The organism is Citrobacter meridianamericanus (assembly GCF_041320245.1).
Lineage (GTDB): Bacteria > Pseudomonadota > Gammaproteobacteria > Enterobacterales > Enterobacteriaceae > Citrobacter > Citrobacter meridianamericanus.
On sequence record NZ_CP101036.1, the window covers coordinates 2,268,612 to 2,288,691 of the forward strand.

The 20,080-nt window shown below is 50.3% G+C and carries 31 protein-coding genes; 25 read left to right on the forward strand and 6 right to left on the reverse strand.

Annotation, left to right across the window (positions count from 1 at the left end; all coding sequences use genetic code 11):
- Positions 1-7 precede the first annotated feature (7 nt).
- The 5 genes from NMD08_RS10830 to NMD08_RS10850 all read right to left on the reverse strand — a co-directional run bounded on the left by NMD08_RS10830 (position 8) and on the right by NMD08_RS10850 (position 5,655).
- On the reverse strand, positions 8-2,908 hold the full coding sequence (locus NMD08_RS10830; protein ID WP_370620130.1) for a RecE family exodeoxyribonuclease: 2,901 nt from the start codon (positions 2,906-2,908) through the stop codon (positions 8-10).
- A 140-nt stretch (positions 2,909-3,048) separates the two neighbouring features.
- Positions 3,049-3,210, reverse strand: coding sequence for a YdaE family protein (locus NMD08_RS10835; RefSeq protein ID WP_164562699.1), 162 nt, complete (start codon positions 3,208-3,210; stop codon positions 3,049-3,051).
- Between the two features lie 11 nt (positions 3,211-3,221).
- Positions 3,222-3,428: a hypothetical protein gene (locus tag NMD08_RS10840; RefSeq protein ID WP_016156718.1), complete on the reverse strand. Its 207-nt coding sequence runs from the start codon at positions 3,426-3,428 to the stop codon at positions 3,222-3,224.
- Between the two features lie 349 nt (positions 3,429-3,777).
- Positions 3,778-4,932 (reverse strand): type I restriction endonuclease, encoded by a 1,155-nt coding sequence (locus NMD08_RS10845; RefSeq protein ID WP_103285403.1) that lies wholly within the window; start codon positions 4,930-4,932, stop codon positions 3,778-3,780.
- 21 nt (positions 4,933-4,953) lie between these two features.
- On the reverse strand, positions 4,954-5,655 hold the full coding sequence (locus NMD08_RS10850) for a helix-turn-helix transcriptional regulator (RefSeq protein WP_172751077.1): 702 nt from the start codon (positions 5,653-5,655) through the stop codon (positions 4,954-4,956).
- A 109-nt stretch (positions 5,656-5,764) separates the two neighbouring features.
- On the opposite strand from NMD08_RS10850, the gene NMD08_RS10855 reads away from it, so the two are divergent.
- From NMD08_RS10855 to NMD08_RS10935, 17 genes are all read left to right on the forward strand, one after another.
- Positions 5,765-5,974 carry a helix-turn-helix domain-containing protein gene (locus tag NMD08_RS10855; RefSeq protein ID WP_099531219.1) on the forward strand — a complete coding sequence of 70 codons (210 nt, stop codon included), beginning with the start codon at positions 5,765-5,767 and terminating at the stop codon, positions 5,972-5,974.
- A 39-nt stretch (positions 5,975-6,013) separates the two neighbouring features.
- A complete protein-coding gene (locus NMD08_RS10860) occupies positions 6,014-6,553 on the forward strand; it encodes a toxin YdaT domain-containing protein (protein WP_099531221.1) in 540 nt (179 codons plus the stop codon).
- A gap of 127 nt (positions 6,554-6,680) precedes the next feature.
- Positions 6,681-7,682 (forward strand): replication protein, encoded by a 1,002-nt coding sequence (locus NMD08_RS10865; RefSeq protein ID WP_370620131.1) that lies wholly within the window; start codon positions 6,681-6,683, stop codon positions 7,680-7,682.
- Complete coding sequence (locus NMD08_RS10870; RefSeq protein WP_049281720.1) at positions 7,679-8,374, forward strand: replication protein P; 696 nt, start codon at positions 7,679-7,681, stop codon at positions 8,372-8,374. Before NMD08_RS10865 ends, NMD08_RS10870 begins: the two co-directional genes overlap by 4 nt.
- A gap of 14 nt (positions 8,375-8,388) precedes the next feature.
- Positions 8,389-8,700: a hypothetical protein gene (locus tag NMD08_RS10875; protein ID WP_065944802.1), complete on the forward strand. Its 312-nt coding sequence runs from the start codon at positions 8,389-8,391 to the stop codon at positions 8,698-8,700.
- A complete protein-coding gene (locus NMD08_RS10880; protein ID WP_370620132.1) occupies positions 8,697-9,278 on the forward strand; it encodes a hypothetical protein in 582 nt (193 codons plus the stop codon). Before NMD08_RS10875 ends, NMD08_RS10880 begins: the two co-directional genes overlap by 4 nt.
- Complete coding sequence (locus NMD08_RS10885; RefSeq protein WP_370620133.1) at positions 9,275-9,436, forward strand: hypothetical protein; 162 nt, start codon at positions 9,275-9,277, stop codon at positions 9,434-9,436. The genes NMD08_RS10880 and NMD08_RS10885 overlap by 4 nt, the downstream gene beginning before the upstream one ends.
- Complete coding sequence (locus NMD08_RS10890) at positions 9,433-10,098, forward strand: ead/Ea22-like family protein (protein ID WP_370620134.1); 666 nt, start codon at positions 9,433-9,435, stop codon at positions 10,096-10,098. The genes NMD08_RS10885 and NMD08_RS10890 overlap by 4 nt, the downstream gene beginning before the upstream one ends.
- Complete coding sequence (locus NMD08_RS10895; protein ID WP_370620135.1) at positions 10,091-10,318, forward strand: hypothetical protein; 228 nt, start codon at positions 10,091-10,093, stop codon at positions 10,316-10,318. The genes NMD08_RS10890 and NMD08_RS10895 overlap by 8 nt, the downstream gene beginning before the upstream one ends.
- Position 10,319: 1 nt before the next feature.
- Entirely contained in the window at positions 10,320-10,607 is a 288-nt protein-coding gene (locus NMD08_RS10900; protein WP_370620136.1) for a hypothetical protein, read from the forward strand.
- A 3-nt stretch (positions 10,608-10,610) separates the two neighbouring features.
- Positions 10,611-11,267: a hypothetical protein gene (locus NMD08_RS10905; protein WP_370620137.1), complete on the forward strand. Its 657-nt coding sequence runs from the start codon at positions 10,611-10,613 to the stop codon at positions 11,265-11,267.
- Between the two features lie 154 nt (positions 11,268-11,421).
- On the forward strand, positions 11,422-12,021 hold the full coding sequence (locus tag NMD08_RS10910) for a DUF1367 family protein (RefSeq protein WP_230121925.1): 600 nt from the start codon (positions 11,422-11,424) through the stop codon (positions 12,019-12,021).
- Positions 12,021-12,227 (forward strand): hypothetical protein, encoded by a 207-nt coding sequence (locus NMD08_RS10915; RefSeq protein ID WP_370620138.1) that lies wholly within the window; start codon positions 12,021-12,023, stop codon positions 12,225-12,227. The genes NMD08_RS10910 and NMD08_RS10915 overlap by 1 nt, the downstream gene beginning before the upstream one ends.
- 2 nt (positions 12,228-12,229) lie before the next feature.
- Complete coding sequence (locus tag NMD08_RS10920) at positions 12,230-12,649, forward strand: hypothetical protein (RefSeq protein ID WP_370620139.1); 420 nt, start codon at positions 12,230-12,232, stop codon at positions 12,647-12,649.
- Positions 12,646-13,233 carry a recombination protein NinG gene (locus NMD08_RS10925; protein WP_370620205.1) on the forward strand — a complete coding sequence of 196 codons (588 nt, stop codon included), beginning with the start codon at positions 12,646-12,648 and terminating at the stop codon, positions 13,231-13,233. The genes NMD08_RS10920 and NMD08_RS10925 overlap by 4 nt, the downstream gene beginning before the upstream one ends.
- On the forward strand, positions 13,230-13,370 hold the full coding sequence (locus NMD08_RS10930; RefSeq protein WP_171859114.1) for a YlcG family protein: 141 nt from the start codon (positions 13,230-13,232) through the stop codon (positions 13,368-13,370). Before NMD08_RS10925 ends, NMD08_RS10930 begins: the two co-directional genes overlap by 4 nt.
- The gene (locus NMD08_RS10935; RefSeq protein WP_171859113.1) at positions 13,367-14,197 is read left to right on the forward strand and encodes an antitermination protein; all 831 of its coding nucleotides are present in this window, start codon (positions 13,367-13,369) and stop codon (positions 14,195-14,197) included. The genes NMD08_RS10930 and NMD08_RS10935 overlap by 4 nt, the downstream gene beginning before the upstream one ends.
- Before the next feature lie 682 nt (positions 14,198-14,879).
- Here the strand turns inward: NMD08_RS10935 and NMD08_RS10940 are convergent.
- On the reverse strand, positions 14,880-15,065 hold the full coding sequence (locus tag NMD08_RS10940; protein WP_370620140.1) for a zinc ribbon domain-containing protein: 186 nt from the start codon (positions 15,063-15,065) through the stop codon (positions 14,880-14,882).
- A gap of 203 nt (positions 15,066-15,268) precedes the next feature.
- Here NMD08_RS10940 and NMD08_RS10945 point away from each other — a divergent pair, with 203 nt between their 5' ends.
- The 8 genes from NMD08_RS10945 to NMD08_RS10980 all read left to right on the forward strand — a co-directional run bounded on the left by NMD08_RS10945 (position 15,269) and on the right by NMD08_RS10980 (position 20,080).
- Positions 15,269-15,547, forward strand: coding sequence for a phage holin (locus NMD08_RS10945; protein WP_016150433.1), 279 nt, complete (start codon positions 15,269-15,271; stop codon positions 15,545-15,547).
- Entirely contained in the window at positions 15,519-16,067 is a 549-nt protein-coding gene (locus NMD08_RS10950; protein WP_370611674.1) for a lysozyme, read from the forward strand. The genes NMD08_RS10945 and NMD08_RS10950 overlap by 29 nt, the downstream gene beginning before the upstream one ends.
- On the forward strand, positions 16,064-16,582 hold the full coding sequence (locus tag NMD08_RS10955; protein WP_370612345.1) for a DUF2514 domain-containing protein: 519 nt from the start codon (positions 16,064-16,066) through the stop codon (positions 16,580-16,582). Before NMD08_RS10950 ends, NMD08_RS10955 begins: the two co-directional genes overlap by 4 nt.
- Positions 16,583-16,611: 29 nt before the next feature.
- Positions 16,612-16,809, forward strand: a complete 198-nt coding sequence (locus NMD08_RS10960; protein WP_000219369.1) for a hypothetical protein — start codon at positions 16,612-16,614, stop codon at positions 16,807-16,809.
- Positions 16,810-16,906: 97 nt separating this feature from the next.
- The gene (locus tag NMD08_RS10965) at positions 16,907-17,242 is read left to right on the forward strand and encodes a hypothetical protein (protein WP_370611673.1); all 336 of its coding nucleotides are present in this window, start codon (positions 16,907-16,909) and stop codon (positions 17,240-17,242) included.
- A 76-nt stretch (positions 17,243-17,318) separates the two neighbouring features.
- Positions 17,319-17,669 (forward strand): HNH endonuclease, encoded by a 351-nt coding sequence (locus NMD08_RS10970; protein WP_370611672.1) that lies wholly within the window; start codon positions 17,319-17,321, stop codon positions 17,667-17,669.
- A 156-nt stretch (positions 17,670-17,825) separates the two neighbouring features.
- On the forward strand, positions 17,826-18,323 hold the full coding sequence (locus NMD08_RS10975) for a phage terminase small subunit P27 family (protein WP_003841734.1): 498 nt from the start codon (positions 17,826-17,828) through the stop codon (positions 18,321-18,323).
- Positions 18,323-20,080 (forward strand): terminase large subunit, encoded by a 1,758-nt coding sequence (locus NMD08_RS10980; RefSeq protein WP_370611671.1) that lies wholly within the window; start codon positions 18,323-18,325, stop codon positions 20,078-20,080. The genes NMD08_RS10975 and NMD08_RS10980 overlap by 1 nt, the downstream gene beginning before the upstream one ends.

The window sequence follows — 20,080 nt, forward strand, 5'->3', positions numbered from 1 at the left end:
GTTCCCCTTATGCCTGAGTACGCAGCGCTTCAAGGCGGCGCAGGTCGAAGTCGTTCAGTTCGTCGGTGTAATCAGCGGTGATCGGCGCTGGCCATTCGCCAGTGTCAAAGCCGGTAGCGATAGCGCGCATCGATTTGCGGTACTCAAGCATGCCCAGTTCCAGCAGTTCGGCGGATGCCTCGATGATGGCGATCCAGTGGTAGTTCTCGTCTTTGTTGACGAAAATCCAGAAGAACTGGTCCAGTGCTGCGGTCTCGCAATACATGGCGGCGCTCAGGTGATAGTCACGGTCGATGATTTCCCGGTGCAGTTTGGCGCGAAGGCCTTCCTGCTTAACGTTCCACATGCTGATGGTTTTCAGGTCGGCACCAATGCGCACGCCGTCCAGGTCGATCTCAAGGTCTGGACGAACGCGGACTTCCAGACCGGTTTCATCGTCAAAGCCAAAATAGCTGACCTCAACGGCGCGACTTGGGTGCTGGAGCAGCATCCCGGCAGTTGGGTGCTGTAGCAGGGCTTTCTGAATGGCCAGTGCGGTGCTCAGTTGCTGGCGGGTGACCAGTACTTTCCCTTGCGGATTCTCGCGCCACGCATCCAGCAGTTCGTCGGCAAAGACAGCGTCTGGATTAACAGACTTCACGGCCTGAATCAGATCAGCTTTGGTACCGGACACTTTCAGCGGTCGCGGCTTCTGCGCTTCCTGCGCCACCAGGTCGGGATTGATGATTGCCAGTTGCTCGAGTAACGCATCACGGCTGCCGCTGGTTTTCACCTGAGCAGGCAGAGTGGCGTTGTATTCCTTGATGCAGGCTTTCATCGCCGCTGCGGTCTGTTTCTGGTCCGCTTCGATCCGCTGGTACTCTTCGGGCAGAGACATGTAGCTCTGGCCAGTTTCCTCGACGGACCCACCCAGTGGCACCTGAGCAGGCAGAGTGGTGTTGTATTCTTCCAGCAACGCTTTGATATCGTCGGCGCTCAATTGCGCTGGCAGGCTGGCGTTGTACTCATCGATAAACGCGCGGATTGTTGCCGTTGTGGTGAACGCGCCTTCCGGGATCATCGGTTCAACGCTGAACTCTTCATCGAGCTGCTCTGGCTGCAACGCAAGGCCGTGCACCAGGTTACCCATATCCAGAACAGGAGAACGTTCTTTGATAATGGTTTTCTCTACGTGGCGCGCATTGAAGTACATCAGGCTAACGCGGGCATCTTTCACCTGCGTGGAGCTGATACCGTTGGCGGCGTGGTAAACCTCGTTCGGCAGACCTTCATAACGACCTGGCTCGAAGTAAGCGGGGTACACAACAGCTAGTTCATCAGATTGTTCTTTTTGCTCGGTTTGATTCACTTTTTGGGTGTTTTGATGCACAGATTCATCATTCTGATGCGCATTTTCCGGTTTTTGTTTCACATCGGCTTGCTGGCCGGTATGTGACTCTTCACCAGTTTCCAGACTGCTTTCGCCTGACTGCACTTCAGTACCAGCCTGTTTTTCATCACTGACAGTTTCTTGAACCTGCACATTGCTGGTGGTCTCCGTAGCCTTTTTCGTGCCATGAGTTGCTGAGTTCTGCAGCAAAGCCGTAACGTCGAATATTCCGTTGCCGACATTTTTAACCAGTTCTTGTTCGACTTTCTGCTGTTGTGCCGCAGCTTCCTCTGCGCGGCGGCGTGCTCCTTCTTCACGCACGCGTTGCAGGTTCTCTTCGTGAGTGCAGAAGGGTTTGCGCGGAGACTCCTTACTTTCAAGTTGGTGAATTTCCTGAGTTGCTGCTTCAGCTTCATGCAACGGCAATAACTCAACCGCAGAGTTGAATTCAGCTGTCATGGTCTGGTTAACAAATTCCAGGTGAGCGACAGGGGTTAGATGAATATTTTCCGGCGCGATACGTACCAGGTTAAAAATAGCCGTGCGGTTAACGCCAAGAGCGCCAGGCTGATTGCGCAGAATGCTGCTCCATGATTTCCACGGTTCTTCTTTTTTGGTCACGATTTCTTTGGCGCGACGAAGAATGCTGCCCGGGATCTCGAAGTGGTTGAAGTCCATAGGCAGAAGGGCACAGGCAATCTCTAAATCGAGAGTGTCAAGGGTGTGGTGTGCATCAGGTCCACGGTCAGTGACATATCCACCATCGGCATTGGTGCCGGAATCAGTACGCTGTACGTTGTTGATACGGTTACCGGCGGCCCATTCGCGTGCCAGGATGCCGCGGTCAATGTAATCAGTTTTGAACCACACCGTCAGGAACTGGATAACTGTCGCCAGCTCCGGTTTTTTACCGTCGACAGGGAAGACTTTCTTAACGGCATTCACGACTTTATGAATATCGTGCTCAATGGCTTTTTTGAATGCTTCCACATTCTCAGCAGCCAGCAGCAGGTTCTGGACGTACGAGTCATCAGTGTCCATCTCAAGGCGAACAATCTCATTTTTCTGCCCGGCGTCGACGTGATAGAGATATTCACCATCACCGATGAACTGAGCCAGTACGCGCTGGCGGAATGGCAGGGTGGCAACAACGATCAGGTTCGGTTGCTCTGTCTGCTGAGATTGCTCTTCAGTACCGACTTCACCATCAACGACATTGTTATCTGTCTGGTGGTTTTCTTCCTGTGCCGCATCATCAGCTTTCAATTTCACATTCCAGGTGCGCTGGTCTTCGGCCAGTTCGTAACGATCACACCAGGTGAAATCAATCTCACCTTCTTCTGGCAGGTCATCAACAACCGGGAAATCAGTGCGAATCGGTTTGGCGTAGTCCTTGCCACGACCTGTTTCGATGCCTGCATCTTCCAGTGCGACATCCAGCATTAGGTTGGCGCGAGCCTCAGTTTTTGCAGTGAACCAGACCACTGCATCTTGCTTTCCGGATTTCTGAGTGGCTTTAACCACATTAAAGAATTCCATGTGAGATCCTCATTTTTGGGTGTTAGAATCCCCGGACCATTGATAGCGCCCATTGGGTGTCTTATTTGGTTTGCTATAAATTCCGGTGTAACTTTGGTCGGTGGCACCGGACGTAGATCCCGCCTTGCGCGGGGTGTACGTTAGCCTTCGTGAGCCATCTGGTCGTGCGAAGCGCAACGTCTGGAACAGTACTCTTTCTCTTTGCGCGCCAGCTGTGAGCCGTTGCGATAGAGAAGGGTGCTTTTGATTACTTCTTCCTGTTTAACCGGCTTGCTGCAGTAACCACATTTCTTGTCTTGCATGACACTCTCCGTTAATGGCTGAGGCCATTCCCCAGACCGTTCAGATAAACTTCAACCAGCAAATCCCTGGTGTAAGTCATCTCAACGCCGCGATGCAGATACAAACGACCACGAGCATTAGCTGATGCCGTCCAGGTTGAATCCTTGTGTTTGACGAGCATTCCAGGCTGAACTGCGCCGCGGTTTACCGTCTGTGTACCGTAGTGCTGATGAACCATGATGTTCTCCAGTTTTTCTGAGTGAACTTCGCTGGTGGTGCCGTGACGCTGATCTTCACGGTTGAGCGTTTTAACTCGGCAATTCACCACCGCGAAGCTCACTTCTGTGTTTGCCCTTGTCGCCAGGCTGGCGGAACGTTTGAACTTGATGCGCTTAGTGTTTCGCGATGAGGTAAGAATAACTATAGTTATCGATATTGTCCATAACTTAACTTATAAAAATGGGAATTGAGTTATATGTGCATAATAACAAAGGGAATTTAATTTTATAAAAATGGGGTATGGATAGCAGAAGTGGATTTATTGCTTTAGGATGGCGAAGGAGAAACCGGCCATGAGGCCGGTTATGTTATTGCTTCTTGCGGAAATTTTCGTCGTTTTTTACGTACTCAAAAGAATCAAGAACTAATCCCGATATCCTCAAAATATCCTCAGGATTATCCATGTAAATCCTTGAAGCATCGCAGGTTAATCCTGCTCTAGAGATTTCATTAATTGTTATGTCATTCAAATCTATAGGTAGTTGGATCGATGATTTCGATTTCTTATCATAGTAGCGAACTATCCAGCGGTTCGTTTTACCCTGGAAGAGAACACCGAAGTACGATGCAGTGTCTTTGTATTGAATGTCGTGCTCAAATCCAATGATTGATACGATTTTATCAAAGAGCTGCCTTTCGTTATGAGTAGTAACAATATTAGGATTATCTGGGTCTACAACATCCGCTTGTGCATCAGACTTTTCTTGTTCGTTCTCGTCATGAACTTCATCGTGCAAGGATTCTGTTGGGTTTTTTCCAGATAGCCCAGAAACTACCATGGCACTTACTGATAATTCTACTGCTTGTTTAACTAATGGTGTTATCGACTCAAGAAATCTTTGGTTCAATTGTCTTTCTACATTAGATCTGCTTGCTACATATCTAACAAATTCCTGGTCAACTTCTCGAAGGCTTGAACTTATTGTTTTAGTAAAAGCGGAAAGGTATACGCTTTCTTCTGCGAGGGTTCTTAAGGCTTCGGGCTTGAACTTGTCATGTCTAAATCTAAACAGTTGCTCAGCATCAGCGTCTGTAGCTTCATCCATTCTTATTTTTAAGAATGGAGTGGGGTCCATAATATTTTTCTCTTTTAGGTCAGTAAAAAATCTCCACTCAACTCCATTGGTTATGGCTGAGATTGTTACCTCTGGGGTTGAGTTAAAATATCTTGATAACTGCGGGCAGTGATTATCAATTTTTTCTTTATAGGCTTTGGCTTCAATGAACATGACTGGAATCCCTTGACAAAACAGGGCATAGTCAACCCGCTCATTAGCTTTCACCCCAGGAAAATCAGCACCATATTCAGCTTTTACTTTTTGTGGATCGTATGGACTAAAACCGAGAATATCCAAAAATGGTAAAATTAGTGCCTGCTTTGTTGTTTCTTCAGTAGTGCAATGCAGTCCAACGTTTTTAACATGATCACTATGAAGCTTTAACCTGTTTTTAAATGCATCCATTTGGGGTGTCCCATATCTGTGTTAATAGTCTAAAACTGACCACCAAAAAACCCTGCCTATAATTTCTATGTCTCCTAGATTTTTATCCTCAGATGGATACTCAGCACTGTTGTAACTGCGAATGCTGATCATCTCGGGTCCTGTGCGATAAAGCAGTTTAATTCTTTTCCACCCATCTTCGTTGATGGCATACATTTTCCCATCAACGATTTTTTTATCTTTTGTGTTTACAGCGACCGTAGTGCCATCAGGAATATTGGGTTCCATACTATTTCCTCTCGCAGGGAAACATAGAACACCTGAGCCATCAGTGTTAGCACCTACCTTGCGCAGAGTCGCTTTCGAAAACCTCAGTTTAAAACCGTTGTAATCCTCGTCAGAAACCTTGCCGTCACCACAAGCAAACTCTATATCTCTCAAAAAGGGGATCTCCACTTCATCTTCAGGAAGCGGTGTGTTTCTGTCCCATGAGTCAATTTTCCCCCACTCTTTCTCTGGTGGGATGTTGTCTTCATGACGCATCGGACCGCTTCCTGCGCTCAGCCATTCAGGTCTGACGCTTAGCGCACGCGAAAGCTCAACCATCTTACGGCTGCCATTTGTCTTTCCTGATGTCATTTTTTGAATCGCCGGTTGTGAGAGTCCAACACGTTCAGCTAGCTGCCCTTGGGACAGGCCTGCTGCGGTCATGGCGGCGATTAATCGTTCTGCGAAGGTTTTCATGTCGTCAATTTATAACCGTGGTTATAGAAAGTAAAATAACAAATATTATGGACTGCTGGCATAACTTATGTTATATTTTCATTGTTAATCACCATTCGAGGAATGATTTATGAATTTAGTTATTTACAAGGCACTGGAAATCGTGGGGAGTCAGCAAAGGCTTGCTGACGCCTGTGGAGTTTCTCAACCAGCCGTTCATAAGTGGTTGAACGGAGGATCTGTATCCCCAAAGCACGTTCTATCAATCGTCAAGGCTACTAATGGTGAGGTCAAAGCCCATGAAATCAGGCCTGACTTATCCGATTTATTTCCACATTAAGCCGTCTGACCGGCGGCGCTAACCTTCAGGGGGCTGCAAATGCAATCACTTACGTTTTACCAGGATACAGGAGTACCGCAACAAGCGGTGATAAATCGCGCTCAACCCTATAAGGGACCGTGTCACGAAGATATTCGAGATGCCGTTCGTTCATGGGCAGGTGTAGATGGTCAGGATGTCGTTTCTGCTCTGATCATCGAAGAGTACCAGGCGCAGGGTGGTGATGACATCACTTTCCCTGGCGATCTCTGCCGAAAGCGCCAGAAGCTGTTTCGCTTCCTGGACAACCACTTCAACAGCGAGCGTTACCGCGAGAACGTCCGCCAGCTGACACCGGCAATTCTCGCTGTCTTGCCGATTGTGTACCGCAGTCGCCTGCTGCCAGAAGACAACATCATGGCTCGCCTGGCACGTATGGAGAAGGAAACCAGCGAAGCGAAGATAGCTGTCGCGATGGATGCGCCGCGTCATCAGAAGCTGAAAGAGCTGAGCGAGGGGATCGTGGAGATGTACCGCGTTGACCCTGGGCTAACTGGCCCGCTGATGGAGATGGTGCAGATGATGCTGGGGGCTATATGACGGGCTCAAAAAAAGGTAAAGGTCGGACCGCGCCAACGGAACCGACCTTCGGTGTAATTCCAGGCAGAAATTACGAGGTCATTATGACAAACGCATGTACAAAACACCAGGCGAAAGGAGCATAGCTATGTCGAATGTTGCTTACGCCGATTTTGCGGCGCGTACCGCCGTCAGGAGCAACCGGATGGAGAACCAGAAGACCGGATTCATCCCGTTGTACCGGAGTGTACTGAAGAAGCCCTGGGCTAAAGATGTCTTCCTGCGCACGCTATGGGAGAACCTTCTGTTGGGCGCCGCCCGCCAGCCCTACACGGCAAACTTTAAAGGCCGGCAGTGGCCATTACAAACCGGACAACTGGTGACCACGTCGGCAGATCTCGGGTTGAAATTATGCGACCGAAATGGGGAGCCAACAAGCCGTCATGCAGTGGATCGAATGCTGTCTCTTTTCGTGAAAGAAGGGATGATTTCAACCGCTGGTGAGAAGAGAAAAGGCACTGTAATTACCATCACAAATTTCGCGCATTACGCTCAAAAAATGGACGGTTTACCCGCGCATAACGCCGCGCATAACAGCGAGCATAGCCCCGCGCATAGCGAACCCAGCAATGGCGAGGCTTCGGGAGTGGATGCCGAGCATAACCCCGAACATAAGGGCGCGCTTAAGCCCGAGAATCATGAACAAGAAGTAATATTAAATACTAACGTATTTAATGTACGTCAGAGAATTTCAAAAATTGTTCCTGATGCAGCTGTCCAGACTCCGAAAGGTGACAAGTGGGGGACATCTGACGATCTCCGTTGTGCAGAGTGGATGCTGGCGCTTCGCGACATCACCAAACCATCCCTGAAAAAACCGAATATGGCTGGCTGGGCGAATGATATACGCCTGATGCGCCAACTGGACGGACGCACCCACAAAGAGATTTGTGAGCTGTTCCGATGGGCCTGCAAAGACTCGTTCTGGTACAAAAATATTCTCTCCCCCGCAAAGCTCCGCGCCAAGTGGGACACGTTAACCCTTCACAGCGAAGACACTACCCGTAATCCACGCACAGATGTCAGCGCAAACAAATCCGAAACTGGCCCGCACTGGAACAGTCCTGAAGCATGGGAGAAATTTTTATGACCCCGGATCTTTATCGTGCAATTCAGAATCGCGACAGCGAAATGCTATCGCGCATGGCTGGAGATTCTTACGACGGACGCAAGGTTGTAAACGCTGACGCTGAAAAGCTGGTGGATATGCTTTTTGAAAACCTCATGCAGGTATTCCCGGCATCCACTCAGACGAACCTACGTACTGACGCTGATATTCGCGTTGCAAAGCAGCAATGGATCGCGGCTTTTGCTGAGTCAGGCATCACCTCCCGTGAGCAACTTTCCGCCGGGATGCAGAAAGCCCGATCCAGCCAGTCACCGTTCTGGCCGTCGCCGGGTCAGTTTATTTCGTGGTGTCGTGAGGGGAGTGGTGCGCTGGGGGTCAGTGTGGACGACATCATGAGTGAATACTGGCGCTGGCGGAAACTTGTTTTTCGCTATCCGACCAGTGAGCAGTTCCCATGGAAGGATAAAAACCCGCTGTATTACCACGTCTGCCTGGAGCTTCGCCGTCGTGGAACAGAAGGACAGTTCAGTGAGAAGGAACTTATCCGAGCCGCTGGTGACATCCTGCATGACTGGGAAAAGCGAGCACTGTCCGGTAAGCCGGTACCGCCAATCCGTCGTGCACTTGCAGCGCCGAAAGCAGCTACTGGCCCAACACCAGCAGAGATGCTGATGGCTCAGTACAAACAACGCAAAAACGCCGGTCTGGTCTAATGGGGCAAATCACTATGGCAAGCAAATCACTGTGGGCAATCGTTGATTTTCTTCGGACTAACCAGACCGTAACGCCGCGTCAGGTTCAGAACCTTCTGGGATGCGACTGCAAGAAAGCACACAACCTGCTGCTTCACCTGGTACGCAGAGCGGTAGTAATCCGCACTGGTGAGCCGCATCGCCCGGTCTATTCGCTGCAACCCGGCGGGGAGTTGAACATCAAGCAGCTCAAATCGAACATGAGCAAAAACATGGTCACATCAGTTTGCCGCACAAGTCCGGCTATGCAGCGTGTACTGGCGTTTTACGGGAGAGCATCAGCATGAAACCAGACGTTAAAAAAATTATCGCCGATATCAAGGCGACAAAAGGGAATCGGAAATATTGCAATGGCCTGGCTGGCACACTCCAGGATGATAATTATGCGTCATCGATTTGCAAATACGTTAAAACCGTAACGCCGGAAAGAATCGATCTCCTGATTGAATACACTGAAAACCTTGAAGCTGAAGTCACAGACATGGCAGTACAGCTCGCTAACGCCGAGAGCAAGTGCAGGGAGCTGGCGGCGGAGAATGCGGGGCTGAAAGATAGCGTTGAGCATGCTGCTGGGTGTATTCACGCCGCCGAGGTCGAGGGATTGATTGATGCTCTTGGGGAGAAAGATGGTGAGCGGCTGGCTGATTTGGTACATCGCCGTTTATGTCATGCCTACTTGCCGGTTGAAGCCCCGGCTACCGACGCTTTCCTGGCTGAAGTGCGGGCGCAGGGTGTGGAGAGAGTTGGCGAATACCTGAGGCAGTACGCTCAAGGTCTCCATGAAGAGGCCAGGCTGGTGCTGCAAGACGCTGGCGAGTTGTGCAACGGGTTCGCCGCCCAACTTCGCAAAGGAGCCGCGCTATGAGCGAATATTTAAAGCCTGGTGAGATTCGCTGTTGGTCGTGCAAGCAGTGGATGTCTAATAACGAGTTTCAGAATGCTGATGGCCATTGCGTTCATTGCGATGCGCCGATGGATGTCCTGGATGAGCCGTACGTTGATTATCAGGAGGCTGCCCAATGACAGCACTCAACAAACAAGCTCTGCGCCAATTAGCAGAGAAAGCCACCAGTGGAGAGTGGTGGTCTGATGTTGTCGAAACTGACGGCGAATACGGCGAGGGTGAAGACAGAGCGTCTGGATACCACTCATACGCGGTTTACGTCGGTAGCGAGTCATTGCTCGATATGACCAACTCTACAGTTGCATGCATTCACGAAGAGTGGGATCACGATTACCACATAGCTTGGGATGAGACAGCCAAACGCAACGCTGAATTCATCGCCGCTGCTAACCCAGCTACCGTGCTGGCGCTGCTGGATGAGCTGGAGAAAGAAAAAGGTTACGCCAGCACATACGAGGCTGAAAAGTGGCATTACCACGGATTAGCCGAATCGGAAGGCGAGCGTGCAGACAGAGCAGAAAAAGCACTGGAGGACACAGAGAAGCGCATAGCAGAGCATAACTTTGAAAATCGGTTACTGGCTAATGCTGATCGCGATATCAAAGCATTACGCCAGCGCATAGCAGAACTGGAGGTGAAACTTGAAATTGCCGACAAATTGCAGGATAGCGCGTTTCGTCATGGCCTTCAGCATGGGTTTAGCTACGGACAGACGAATGACCAGGCTGGATATGAGCAATGCCTGAAGTCGTATAGTGCAGGAGGTAAAAATAATGGCTAATTCGTTACTGGAAACCTGCAACAACTGGCAGATTCGACGTGCTGAGTTACTGGCTCACAACCCTGATATAGCGATGACGATTGACCAACTGGATTCTCTGATTGAGCGCACAGTGCGTTCAGCTATTGAGATTGCACATCGCGTCGATTGGGATTTTCGTGAAGCGGAGCGTGTAGCTAAAGAAGTTTCCGCCGCTGGCATTGGCGTGAAGGGGGAGTGAGATGACTGTAGCACTAAGAGATAAACGTCGCAGTGGGCAACGCATCCCCGGACTCGGAATGTCAAATGGGACATGGTTCGCTGTGCTGGATATTCCAGGTATGGAAAAACTTGTTAACCAGCAACATACCAATGACCCGCTCGATGTTACCCCAGCCAAAGCGAAAAAGATGGCTGACATCGTAGAAACATGGACACCACCTGAAGGATGGTCCGGCGATATGGCTGAAAAAATGAAGGGTTATATCGTCGAATTTCTTCGCGCTTGCAACGGATTCAGGAGCCACTAACCCATGACAACTAACCACCCGGCGAACGGTCCTGTATCACTCGATCGCCTGCACCAGATACGCGAAATACTCAGCAAAGCAGCAGCACAAAGCGACGGCGGTAATCTCGGCTACGCAATGGCTGATGCTGTGAAGGTGATTGATGGGGCTATTGCAGCGTTTGGTGCTGAGCCTGCACCAGTAGATATTGAAATGCTGGCCACTGTACTGAGAAACGCTCCGTTAGCGCCGTCAGATAGGCAGGGCAAGCCGAGAGCGCCGGTAGTGCCGGATGAAGATCCGCGAGATGCATTCGAGCGAACATTCAAAATGCCGAAGCATGTCACCCGCTGCGGTACCGGATATGCAGTAACGGCATATTCCGCATGGTTAGCCCATGATTTCGTTAGGATGTGGGAGGGCTGGAAGGCCTGCCGCGCCGCCATGCTTCAGGCTGGCAACTCTCCGGTGATTCAGGATGGTTGGCAGTTGGTTCCAAAAGAGCCAACGGAGGCTATGAATAAAGCAGGATGGGCAGCAATGAACGAACATGATGCAATTAACCCGACATACAGGGCTATGCTCGCGGCAGCACCGCAGCAGGACGTGAGGTTAGCATTGGAAATCGGCATGTCCCGTTACGCAGGTGCTATGCAAAAGCTCGTAGACTCTGGTGATTGATATAACCTGCCATACAAGCGATATGTGAATTCCCATATCGACAATATAACCCGCTACGGCGGGTTTTTTCTTGCATTGATTTTCCATTATCAACTGTACATAATGTCAGTGTCAGCCTGAACAACTGACGACTTGATGCGCCACGGAGAGAACCATGGCGCACGAACTACACCTCATTAAGCATCAATCAGGAATCCTGATCCCCGCGACGCCGGAGACCAGCGATGTTCTGCAATCAAAAATCAAACTCGGCGCCGTACTGGTAGCCGAATTTCGTCAGGTGAGGAATCCCGCATTCCATCGCCGTTTCTTTGCGCTCCTGAATCTCGGGTTTGAATACTGGGAACCTACTGGCGGGGCGATCTCCTCCAACGAACGCAAGCTGGTAACCGGGTACGCTAAATTCCTTGCCTCATTCGCGGGAAGCGAAGCCGCACTCCTGGATGCTGCTGAGCAATATCTTGACCGTATCGCAGATAAGCGTGCCGGTAGTATCAGCATCTGCAAATCCTATGACGCATACCGTGCATGGGTGATCATCGAGTCTGGCCACTACGACGCCATACAGCTTCCCGACGGCACCCTTCGCAAACACCCCCGCAGTATCGCCTTCGCCAACATGGACGAAACCGAGTTCCAGCAGCTGTACAAAGCCGCGCTCGATGTTCTGTGGCGCTGGGTATTGTCCCGGGCATTTAAAGACCAGCGTGAAGCGGAAAATGCCGCATCGCAGCTTATGAGCTTTGCGGGGTGATGGCGATGAAATTTTCATGGTTTCACCATCACGAATGCACCACCGAGCGGGCCGACGAGCTGGTGGCCAGTTACCGCCGTCGTGGCGCCACGGTAGAACGTAGCCTGAATCGCGACAACATCACCTGGACTGTCAGCGCAAAATTACCTGAATGCGAGCATCCGGCGCGTACACCAAGAACCTTTCGGCAAAAGGTCTGGGGGTGAGCATGGCTAAATCAGCGAAATGCCTGTTCTGCGGTAAACATGCAACCCTGCTATGCGACGGGATCATTGGCTGGGATGCTGATGAGGACGAAAACCACCACCTCAGCAATGCGCGGGGAATTTTTACGTGCGACGCGCCGTTGTGTGCTGAGTGCGGAACATGGCACGGCAATATCTTTTTCTCAGGTAGAGCGGGTGGCATGGAGACCCGTGATTATTGTCCGCTGTGTCAGGCGCTGAATGTTAATGGCGATGTTATTCGGGAAGACAAAAACCGGAAATACAAAGCCATTCGCGAACCAGTCCTGCAGGAAGAGCAAGCCGCCATCATCCGGCAAGCCCACTGGAATAGCTATCTAAACGCGCATCGCAGAGAGTTAAACGCCATTCAGGGAGGTGGACAACAATGCCTGCCATTCTGAAAAAGTTACCTCGCCGCAAGTGTTCAGTATGTAAAAAATGGTTCCATCCAACTCGCGATGGTCAGTTCGTATGTTCGTTTGACTGTGCCTGCCGTTACGGAAAAGTAGCGAATGATACCGCGAAGGCCGAAGCACAGCGGGAAAAGAAGAGGGTAGAGAAGGTTGAACGTAAGCGTCAGGCTGAGCGTCGGCAAGCGGTTAAGCCCCTTAGTTATTTTATCCGACAGGCACAGCAGGCATTCAATGAGTTTATCCGGTACCGGGATCGCCATTTGCCATGCATCAGCTGCGGTCGCCACCACGACGGACAATATCACGCAGGACACTTCCGCACGACTGGTGCCAATCCAGAACTGCGCTTTGATGAAGATAATTGTCACCGCCAGTGCGCCCCCTGTAATAACCACCTGTCAGGCAACCTTATATCCTATCGTCCCGCGCTGATCGCCAAAATAGGCCAGGTTCGCTTTGATGCACTAATGGGGCCACATGAATTACCAAAATGGAAACGCGACGATTACATCCGGATCCGCGATGAGTACCGCGCAAAACTCAAGGAACTGAAAAAGCAGGGGGAAGAATGACATTTGAAACCTACTTTGCCGATCACCTCCGCGTTCGCTGGCAAAGATTGCGCTTATACCATTTCCCGGGTTCTGTGCTGACGGACTACCGAATATTGAAGAATTACGTGAAAACTTATGCTGGAGATGCGCTATGAACCTCGAAAACACAGTGAAATACCACTTTGCAAAATCCACCCTGATTAGCGATTCTCCGCGTGCTACCGCCTGTGATTCACTGACTGGCACCGACATTATGGCGGCAATGGGCATGACTCAGGAACGCGCTGCCATGGGGTACAGTGCTTTCCTCGGTAAGATGGGCATAAGTAATAACGACCGGGATCGGGCGATCGTACTGCTGGCTGAGTACGCGATGACCAAATGTGACAAGGTTGCAGCACTGCGTAAGTTGGATTTCGGGGTTAAGCCTCAGGTGATGCACCAGTTGGCCACCTTCGCATTTGAGGATTATTCCCGCAGCGCAGCCAGTGTAAAACGGTGCGATTGCTGCGACGGTGAGGGCTTTATTGATGCTGAGGTATTCAGTATGAAAACCAATACGCCGGCACATGCAAAAGAAATTATTAAGGCATCAAAAGCGTTTGGTTTGAAGGTGATACCTTCGCAGCACCAAAACAGGCGTGAGGTAAAAGAGATAACGCGTGTTCTCTGTCCTCAGTGCAAAGGGAAAAAAGCCATCAGTTGCGCATGTAGTGATTGCCGTGGCCGCGGGAAAGCGGTGAATCAGAAGGAAACGAAGCAGCAAGGCGTTCCAGTATTCAGCACCTGCAAGCGCTGTGGCGGTCGCGGATATGAGCGCATCCCGTCAACTGAGGCCCACGCAGCTGTTTGCCAGATTACGGATGTAATCAGCCTGGATACGTGGAAGAAGTCCGTTAAACCGTTCTATGATCAACTGATTACGAAATTCGATATTGAAGAGGCATGGGCAGAAAACCAACTGAAACAAATAACACGATAACGGCTATGGAAGTTAATTCCAGCTATTTACTTTTCCCGAATCTGTGTTAATTTTATCCCAACGATGGGTTAATGCCTTCGTTTCAAGCCCTGCGGATAACACCGTGGGGCTTTTGCGTTTCTGGAGGGTAAGAAAATGCACGGGTAGAACGGACAGACCGCAGTCGAAAGGCAATGCAGCAGTCATGATGCTGCCCCGAGTCGCGTAATGGCGAGCCTGTGTAGTGATGGGTAAGGGTTCATAGATCAAAATAAGCTCCGGTAAAGCAGCGTGAATGCCAGATGCGCACCGGTTATCAGCGGCGATGACGCGACAGCACCTCAAGGGCATGAGCGTGGCCACTCCGGGAAGTGGTAAAGAATTTATAGCCTCGCTTATGCGGGGCTTTTTGCATTTAAATACTCAATTCTGAAAAGTGCTGACCAGATATTGCCCCGGTCACCGGATGATTTTATCTTTTGACTCGTGGTGAATCCCCCTAAGCGGCGGGGCGTCCAGTCAAACTTTTTTGCCCAGGTTTGTTGCGCGGAACTAGTCGGCTGGGGCTGTTCCACCGGGAGGCACCCGGCACCACGACGCGTTTATCCTTGATGATATTGTTATTTTTCATGCCTGTTCGTCCGAGCAGGCTTTTTTTTTGTGTTATAGGTATGCGGGGCGTTTGTGGTGCTAATGACTAACTTTATGTCCAAAAAGAAAACCTGATAACTACTCCTGCCAGAAATATTGCTATTGCGGCGAGAAAGGCGTTTTTAGTTCTCTCTCTTTTAGCTGCCTTCACAAACGGGTTTACGGTTTGACAGTGCGGGCATATCAGGGCGTCTGGGATGATCAGGTTCCCACAGGATGGGCATGGTCTGGTAATCATTGATACTGGCTGTATTAAAAGAACTTACCCGCATTTAACCACACTTATTCAGCAGTTTTAATAAACACTCTGATATTTCAGACATTCTCATCAATTTCAGGCTCACGGGAATCACTCACTACGTGCTTTGTTGATAAATCCAGCCCGTGAAGCCTGACCCTTTCATCACACACAGCGCCATCCGAAGAATCGGAGGTGAGGCTATGACCAGAATGAGCACCATTTACAGCAGACTTTCATATGGATCAGGAACCACGCTTGCCGGCTGCGGTGTATCAGCGAAGGCTTATGCCGAAACAGCCAAAACAGCAAAAGAGGTGTCCTGGATGTTGGCCGACAGAATTGCAGGGTTAAGCCTGAGCGACTGGGCAATTATTGTCGGTATCGCATGCACAGTTATTACCTGTGCAGTGAACTGGTATTTCCGCTGGAAAGAACGGGAGGACCGTCGCAATGGCTATGCCACAAAAGCTGAAGAATAAACTGAGCGCAGCGGTCATAGGTTTGATTCTTGCCGGGGCATCCGCGCCTGTGATTCTCGATCAGTTTCTGGATGAGAAAGAGGGTAACAGCCTGACCGCATACAGGGATGGTTCCGGTATTTGGACAATTTGCCGTGGTGCCACGAGGGTTGATAGTAAGCCAGTAGTTCAGGGCATGAAGCTGTCTGCTGAGAAATGCGCCCAGGTAAACGCCATTGAGCGCGATAAGGCGCTGGCGTGGGTTGAGCAAAATATCAAAGTGCCGCTGACTGAACCGCAGAAAGCAGGCATTGCGTCATTTTGTCCCTACAATATCGGCCCCGGAAAATGTTTCCCTTCCACGTTCTATAAGCGGATTAATGCTGGCGACCGTAAAGGCGCCTGTGAAGCGATCCGCTGGTGGATTAAAGACGGTGGCCGCGATTGTCGTCTGACCAAAGGTCAGAAGAATGGTTGCTATGGGCAGGTTGAACGACGAGACCAGGAAAGCGCGTTGACGTGCTGGGGGATAGACCAGTGAGCCTGCGCTATCAGTTCATTGTTATTTCGTTGCTGGTGGCCGTCGCATTCATCGCCGGTAGCGTATGGAGCAGCCGCGGTTGGGAAAAGAAGTGGGCAGAGCGTGACAGCGTGGAATCATCGCAAACCGCGAACGCGCAGACCGCCGCCCGCATGATTGAACAAGGGCGTATTATTGCCCGTGATGAGGCTGTAAAAGATGCACAGGCACAAGCCGCAAAATCTGCTGCCATTGCTGCTGGTCTGTCTGCCACTGTTAGCCAGCTGCGCACCGAAGCAACAAAGCTTGCCACCCGACTGGACGCCGCAAAGCACACCGCAGATCTTGCCGCTGCCGTCCGAAGCAAAACAACCGACGCCACCGCCGGTATGCTTGCCGACATGCTCGGAGATATTGCAGAAGAAGCTAAACGTTATGCTGGAATCGCTGACGAACGCTACAACGCTGGAATGACGTGTGAGCGTGTTTACGACTCGGTGAGAGAGTCAAATAACAATCCTATAGCCTCGCAATAGCGGGGCTTTTTAACAACTGAGGAATGAGCATGACAGTAGTTCTTACAGCTAAGCAGATTGAAGACCTTGCAGCCTTCGCGAAAGAAGATGGTCAGCCACAATACACCATCACCACTGGCACGATCCCGGAATTCGAAGCGGATGATGGCGAGATTATCCCTGAATACACAGGGCTGATCGCTTACTCAGAGTCACTTGAGCACGGTGTGTTGCAACTCGACGACTAGTGGCATTATCGCAGGCACTCAGTGAATGCCTGCGATAATGCTTTAACCGTTTAAATTGTAAGTGTATTGTTGTTGCTCCATAACAAAGGGGATTATCGTGAAGCACATGCAATATACGGTTTTAATCACATTTGACTTAAATTACGCTCAATCAGATGATTATCGTTTGGTGAATAGATATCTTTCTGATGAAGGGTTTGAGCAGCTATCTCATAAAGGCAACAAACTTCCGAGTAATACTTATCTCGGAACAGAAACCGAAATGATAGGGGTTTATGAAACTGAATCTGATGGCGCCGAACGTGTTAAATCTCGAGTTTATACAAATTTAAAAAGAACAATGACAACAAGTGGTATCGCATCAGTTGTTTTCGTAATGGTTGCCCCAAAAGACAAAACCCGCTACTCATGCTCTCAACCTAAGAATTTCTAAATTCGATCTTGGTTTGAAGTATAGCCACCAACAGCTGCTGGTGGCTTTTTTATTGGGCCTCATTCAGGAGTAACCAATGCCAGCGTTAATTCCTCGGGCATGCCGCAAGCGCGGTTGTCCAGGTACTACCACTGATCGCTCTGGTTATTGTGATCAGCACCGCAACGAAGGATGGGAACAGCACCAGCAGGGCAAGAGTCGCCATGAGCGTGGCTACGGCAGTAAGTGGGATATCAAGCGTGCTCGTATCCTGAAGCGTGACAATCATCTGTGCCAGAACTGCCTGCGTACTGGTCGCGCTGTTGCGGCCACAACCGTTGACCATATCAAGGCTAAGGCACATGGGGGTACCGATGATGATTCGAATCTTGAAAGCCTGTGCTGGCCCTGCCACCGCTCGAAAACAGGGCGCGAGCGCTTCAAATGATAGTAATTATCATCAACGGGTGTGGAGGGGAGGGGGAGGTCAAATCCCTGTGGGCAAAGGCCCAAAGGACCGCCGCCTAGCCTTTCTTCACATCGCCGCAGGTTAGAAAACTTTTTTTGGGGTCCCCCAGCCGATGATTAATAGGAGTTTTCGATTATGTCAGGACCGCCGAAAACCCCTACCCATCTGCGTTTGGTGAGGGGTAACCCATCCAAACGACCAATCAACAAAAACGAGCCACAGCCACCTAAAGGGGTCCCCCCAGTTCCCAAGCATTTCGACAAGCAAGGGAAGTACTGGTTTAAGCGGATGGCCGAAGAACTTGATGCCATTGGCGTCATATCTCAGCTGGATGCCAGGGCTCTGGAGTTGCTGGTAGAGGCATATACGGAATACCGCCATCATTGTGAAACGCTGGATCGGGAAGGTTATACCTATGCGGTATACAGCGATGATGATGCTGATGAAGGGAAAGAACGAGAAATACGCATGATCAAGCCGCATCCGGCAGCCATGATGAAAGCTGATGCCTGGAAGCGACTTCGCGCGATGTTAGCAGAGTTTGGTATGACTCCTTCCAGCAGGTCTAAGGTCAGTAAAGACAAACCAGACGATGATGATCTGTTAAGTCAATTTCTTAATTCGAGGGACTGATGGCAAAAGTTAATGATGGCATACGTTACGCCGAACGCGTCGTTGCCGGGGAGGTTATTGCCTGTGAATTTGTCCGTCTTTCCTGTCAGCGATTTCTGGATGATCTGAAGCATGGTGAAGAACGTGACATCTATTTCAGCGAGCCCCGCGCACAGCACATCCTCAATTTCTATAAATTCGTGCCTCATGTTAAAGGAGCACTGGCAGGCCAGCCGATTGAGCTGATGGACTGGCATGTTTTCATTCTGATCAACATCTTCGGTTTTGTTATCCCACTGGTAAATGAAGAAACAGGCGAAGTCGTGCTGCGTAATGATGGCAGCGGCCGTCCTGTGATGGTCCGCAGGTTTCGCACGGCATATAACGAGGTAGCCCGTAAAAACGCCAAATCGACATTATCCTCTGGCGTTGGTCTCTATATGGCTGGCGCCGATGGTGAGGGCGGAGCAGAGGTTTATTCCGCAGCGACAACGCGGGATCAGGCTCGCATCGTTTTTGAAGATGCGAAAAACATGGTTAAAAAAGCGAAACCCACACTGGGGCGACTGTTTGAATTCAATAAACTGGCGATTTACCAGGAGCAGACAGCATCCAAGTTTGAACCGCTTTCTTCTGATGCCAACAATCTGGATGGTCTCAACATCCATTGCGGCATCGTAGACGAACTTCATGCGCATAAAACCCGTGATGTCTGGGACGTTCTGGAGACTGCAACCGGCGCACGATTGCAGTCTCTTCTGTTTGGCATAACGACTGCCGGGTTTAACAAAGAAGGGATTTGTTACGAGCTGCGCGATTATGCCATTAAGGTGCTGCGTGGCTATAACAGCGAAGTGGAAGGCGCGGTTAAGGATGATACCTTTTTCGCCATTATCTTCACGCTGGATAAGGATGATGACCCGTTTGATGAAACGGTCTGGCAAAAGGCTAACCCCGGACTCGGTATCTGTAAGCGCTGGGATGACCTTCGCCGTCTGGCTAAGAAGGCCAAAGAACAGGTTTCCGCCAGGGTTAACTTTTTCACCAAACACATGAATATCTGGGTGACCGCTGAGTCAGCCTGGATGGACATGATTAAGTGGGAAAACTGCGAGTTTATCGCCCCCCGTCATGAGCTGAGAACTTACCCGATGTGGGCTGGCGTGGATCTGGCCCACAAGATTGATATTTGCGCTGCGGTAAAACTCTGGCGGGCAGATAACGGCCATGCGCACGCAGACTTTAAATTCTGGTTACCAGAAGGGCGACTGGAAAAATGTTCCGCTCAAATGGCGCAGATGTATCGCAAGTGGGCTGAGCTTGGGAAGCTGGAACTGACCGATGGTGATGTTATCGATCATGCGCAGATTAAAGCAGATTTTCTGGAATGGATTAGTGGCGAAAACCTGAAGGAAACTGGGTTCGACCCCTGGAGCGCAACGCAGTTTAGCCTGGCTCTGGCAGAAGAGGGTGTACCGCTGGTGGAGGTTCCGCAGACGGTCAGAAACTTTTCTGAGTCAATGAAAGAGGTGGAGTCTCTGGTTTATGGCGGGCGTTTTCATCACAGCAATCATCCGGTTATGAACTGGATGATGTCTAACGTCACCGTCAGGCCTGACAAAAACGACAATATCTTTCCGAACAAATCCACGCCAGAAGCGAAAATAGACGGGCCTGCCGCCTTGTTTACCGCAATGAGCCGCATGCTTGTAAACGGCGGCGAACAACAGGACAGCCTCTCTGACCATCTGGAAAGTTACGGCGTCCGTTCATTATAA

Bases quoted from the DNA above. Each gene is read 5' to 3' on its own strand.
- NMD08_RS10830 (WP_370620130.1), bottom strand. From the start codon at position 2,908: ATGGAATTCTTTAATGTGGTTAAAGCCACTCAGAAATCCGGAAAGCAA.
- NMD08_RS10835 (WP_164562699.1), bottom strand. From the start codon at position 3,210: ATGCAAGACAAGAAATGTGGTTACTGCAGCAAGCCGGTTAAACAGGAA.
- NMD08_RS10840 (WP_016156718.1), bottom strand. From the start codon at position 3,428: ATGGTTCATCAGCACTACGGTACACAGACGGTAAACCGCGGCGCAGTT.
- NMD08_RS10845 (WP_103285403.1), bottom strand. From the start codon at position 4,932: ATGGATGCATTTAAAAACAGGTTAAAGCTTCATAGTGATCATGTTAAA.
- NMD08_RS10850 (WP_172751077.1), bottom strand. From the start codon at position 5,655: ATGAAAACCTTCGCAGAACGATTAATCGCCGCCATGACCGCAGCAGGC.
- NMD08_RS10855 (WP_099531219.1), top strand. From the start codon at position 5,765: ATGAATTTAGTTATTTACAAGGCACTGGAAATCGTGGGGAGTCAGCAA.
- NMD08_RS10860 (WP_099531221.1), top strand. From the start codon at position 6,014: ATGCAATCACTTACGTTTTACCAGGATACAGGAGTACCGCAACAAGCG.
- NMD08_RS10865 (WP_370620131.1), top strand. From the start codon at position 6,681: ATGTCGAATGTTGCTTACGCCGATTTTGCGGCGCGTACCGCCGTCAGG.
- NMD08_RS10870 (WP_049281720.1), top strand. From the start codon at position 7,679: ATGACCCCGGATCTTTATCGTGCAATTCAGAATCGCGACAGCGAAATG.
- NMD08_RS10875 (WP_065944802.1), top strand. From the start codon at position 8,389: ATGGCAAGCAAATCACTGTGGGCAATCGTTGATTTTCTTCGGACTAAC.
- NMD08_RS10880 (WP_370620132.1), top strand. From the start codon at position 8,697: ATGAAACCAGACGTTAAAAAAATTATCGCCGATATCAAGGCGACAAAA.
- NMD08_RS10885 (WP_370620133.1), top strand. From the start codon at position 9,275: ATGAGCGAATATTTAAAGCCTGGTGAGATTCGCTGTTGGTCGTGCAAG.
- NMD08_RS10890 (WP_370620134.1), top strand. From the start codon at position 9,433: ATGACAGCACTCAACAAACAAGCTCTGCGCCAATTAGCAGAGAAAGCC.
- NMD08_RS10895 (WP_370620135.1), top strand. From the start codon at position 10,091: ATGGCTAATTCGTTACTGGAAACCTGCAACAACTGGCAGATTCGACGT.
- NMD08_RS10900 (WP_370620136.1), top strand. From the start codon at position 10,320: ATGACTGTAGCACTAAGAGATAAACGTCGCAGTGGGCAACGCATCCCC.
- NMD08_RS10905 (WP_370620137.1), top strand. From the start codon at position 10,611: ATGACAACTAACCACCCGGCGAACGGTCCTGTATCACTCGATCGCCTG.
- NMD08_RS10910 (WP_230121925.1), top strand. From the start codon at position 11,422: ATGGCGCACGAACTACACCTCATTAAGCATCAATCAGGAATCCTGATC.
- NMD08_RS10915 (WP_370620138.1), top strand. From the start codon at position 12,021: ATGGCGATGAAATTTTCATGGTTTCACCATCACGAATGCACCACCGAG.
- NMD08_RS10920 (WP_370620139.1), top strand. From the start codon at position 12,230: ATGGCTAAATCAGCGAAATGCCTGTTCTGCGGTAAACATGCAACCCTG.
- NMD08_RS10930 (WP_171859114.1), top strand. From the start codon at position 13,230: ATGACATTTGAAACCTACTTTGCCGATCACCTCCGCGTTCGCTGGCAA.
- NMD08_RS10935 (WP_171859113.1), top strand. From the start codon at position 13,367: ATGAACCTCGAAAACACAGTGAAATACCACTTTGCAAAATCCACCCTG.
- NMD08_RS10940 (WP_370620140.1), bottom strand. From the start codon at position 15,065: ATGATTACCAGACCATGCCCATCCTGTGGGAACCTGATCATCCCAGAC.
- NMD08_RS10945 (WP_016150433.1), top strand. From the start codon at position 15,269: ATGACCAGAATGAGCACCATTTACAGCAGACTTTCATATGGATCAGGA.
- NMD08_RS10950 (WP_370611674.1), top strand. From the start codon at position 15,519: ATGGCTATGCCACAAAAGCTGAAGAATAAACTGAGCGCAGCGGTCATA.
- NMD08_RS10960 (WP_000219369.1), top strand. From the start codon at position 16,612: ATGACAGTAGTTCTTACAGCTAAGCAGATTGAAGACCTTGCAGCCTTC.
- NMD08_RS10970 (WP_370611672.1), top strand. From the start codon at position 17,319: ATGCCAGCGTTAATTCCTCGGGCATGCCGCAAGCGCGGTTGTCCAGGT.
- NMD08_RS10975 (WP_003841734.1), top strand. From the start codon at position 17,826: ATGTCAGGACCGCCGAAAACCCCTACCCATCTGCGTTTGGTGAGGGGT.
- NMD08_RS10980 (WP_370611671.1), top strand. From the start codon at position 18,323: ATGGCAAAAGTTAATGATGGCATACGTTACGCCGAACGCGTCGTTGCC.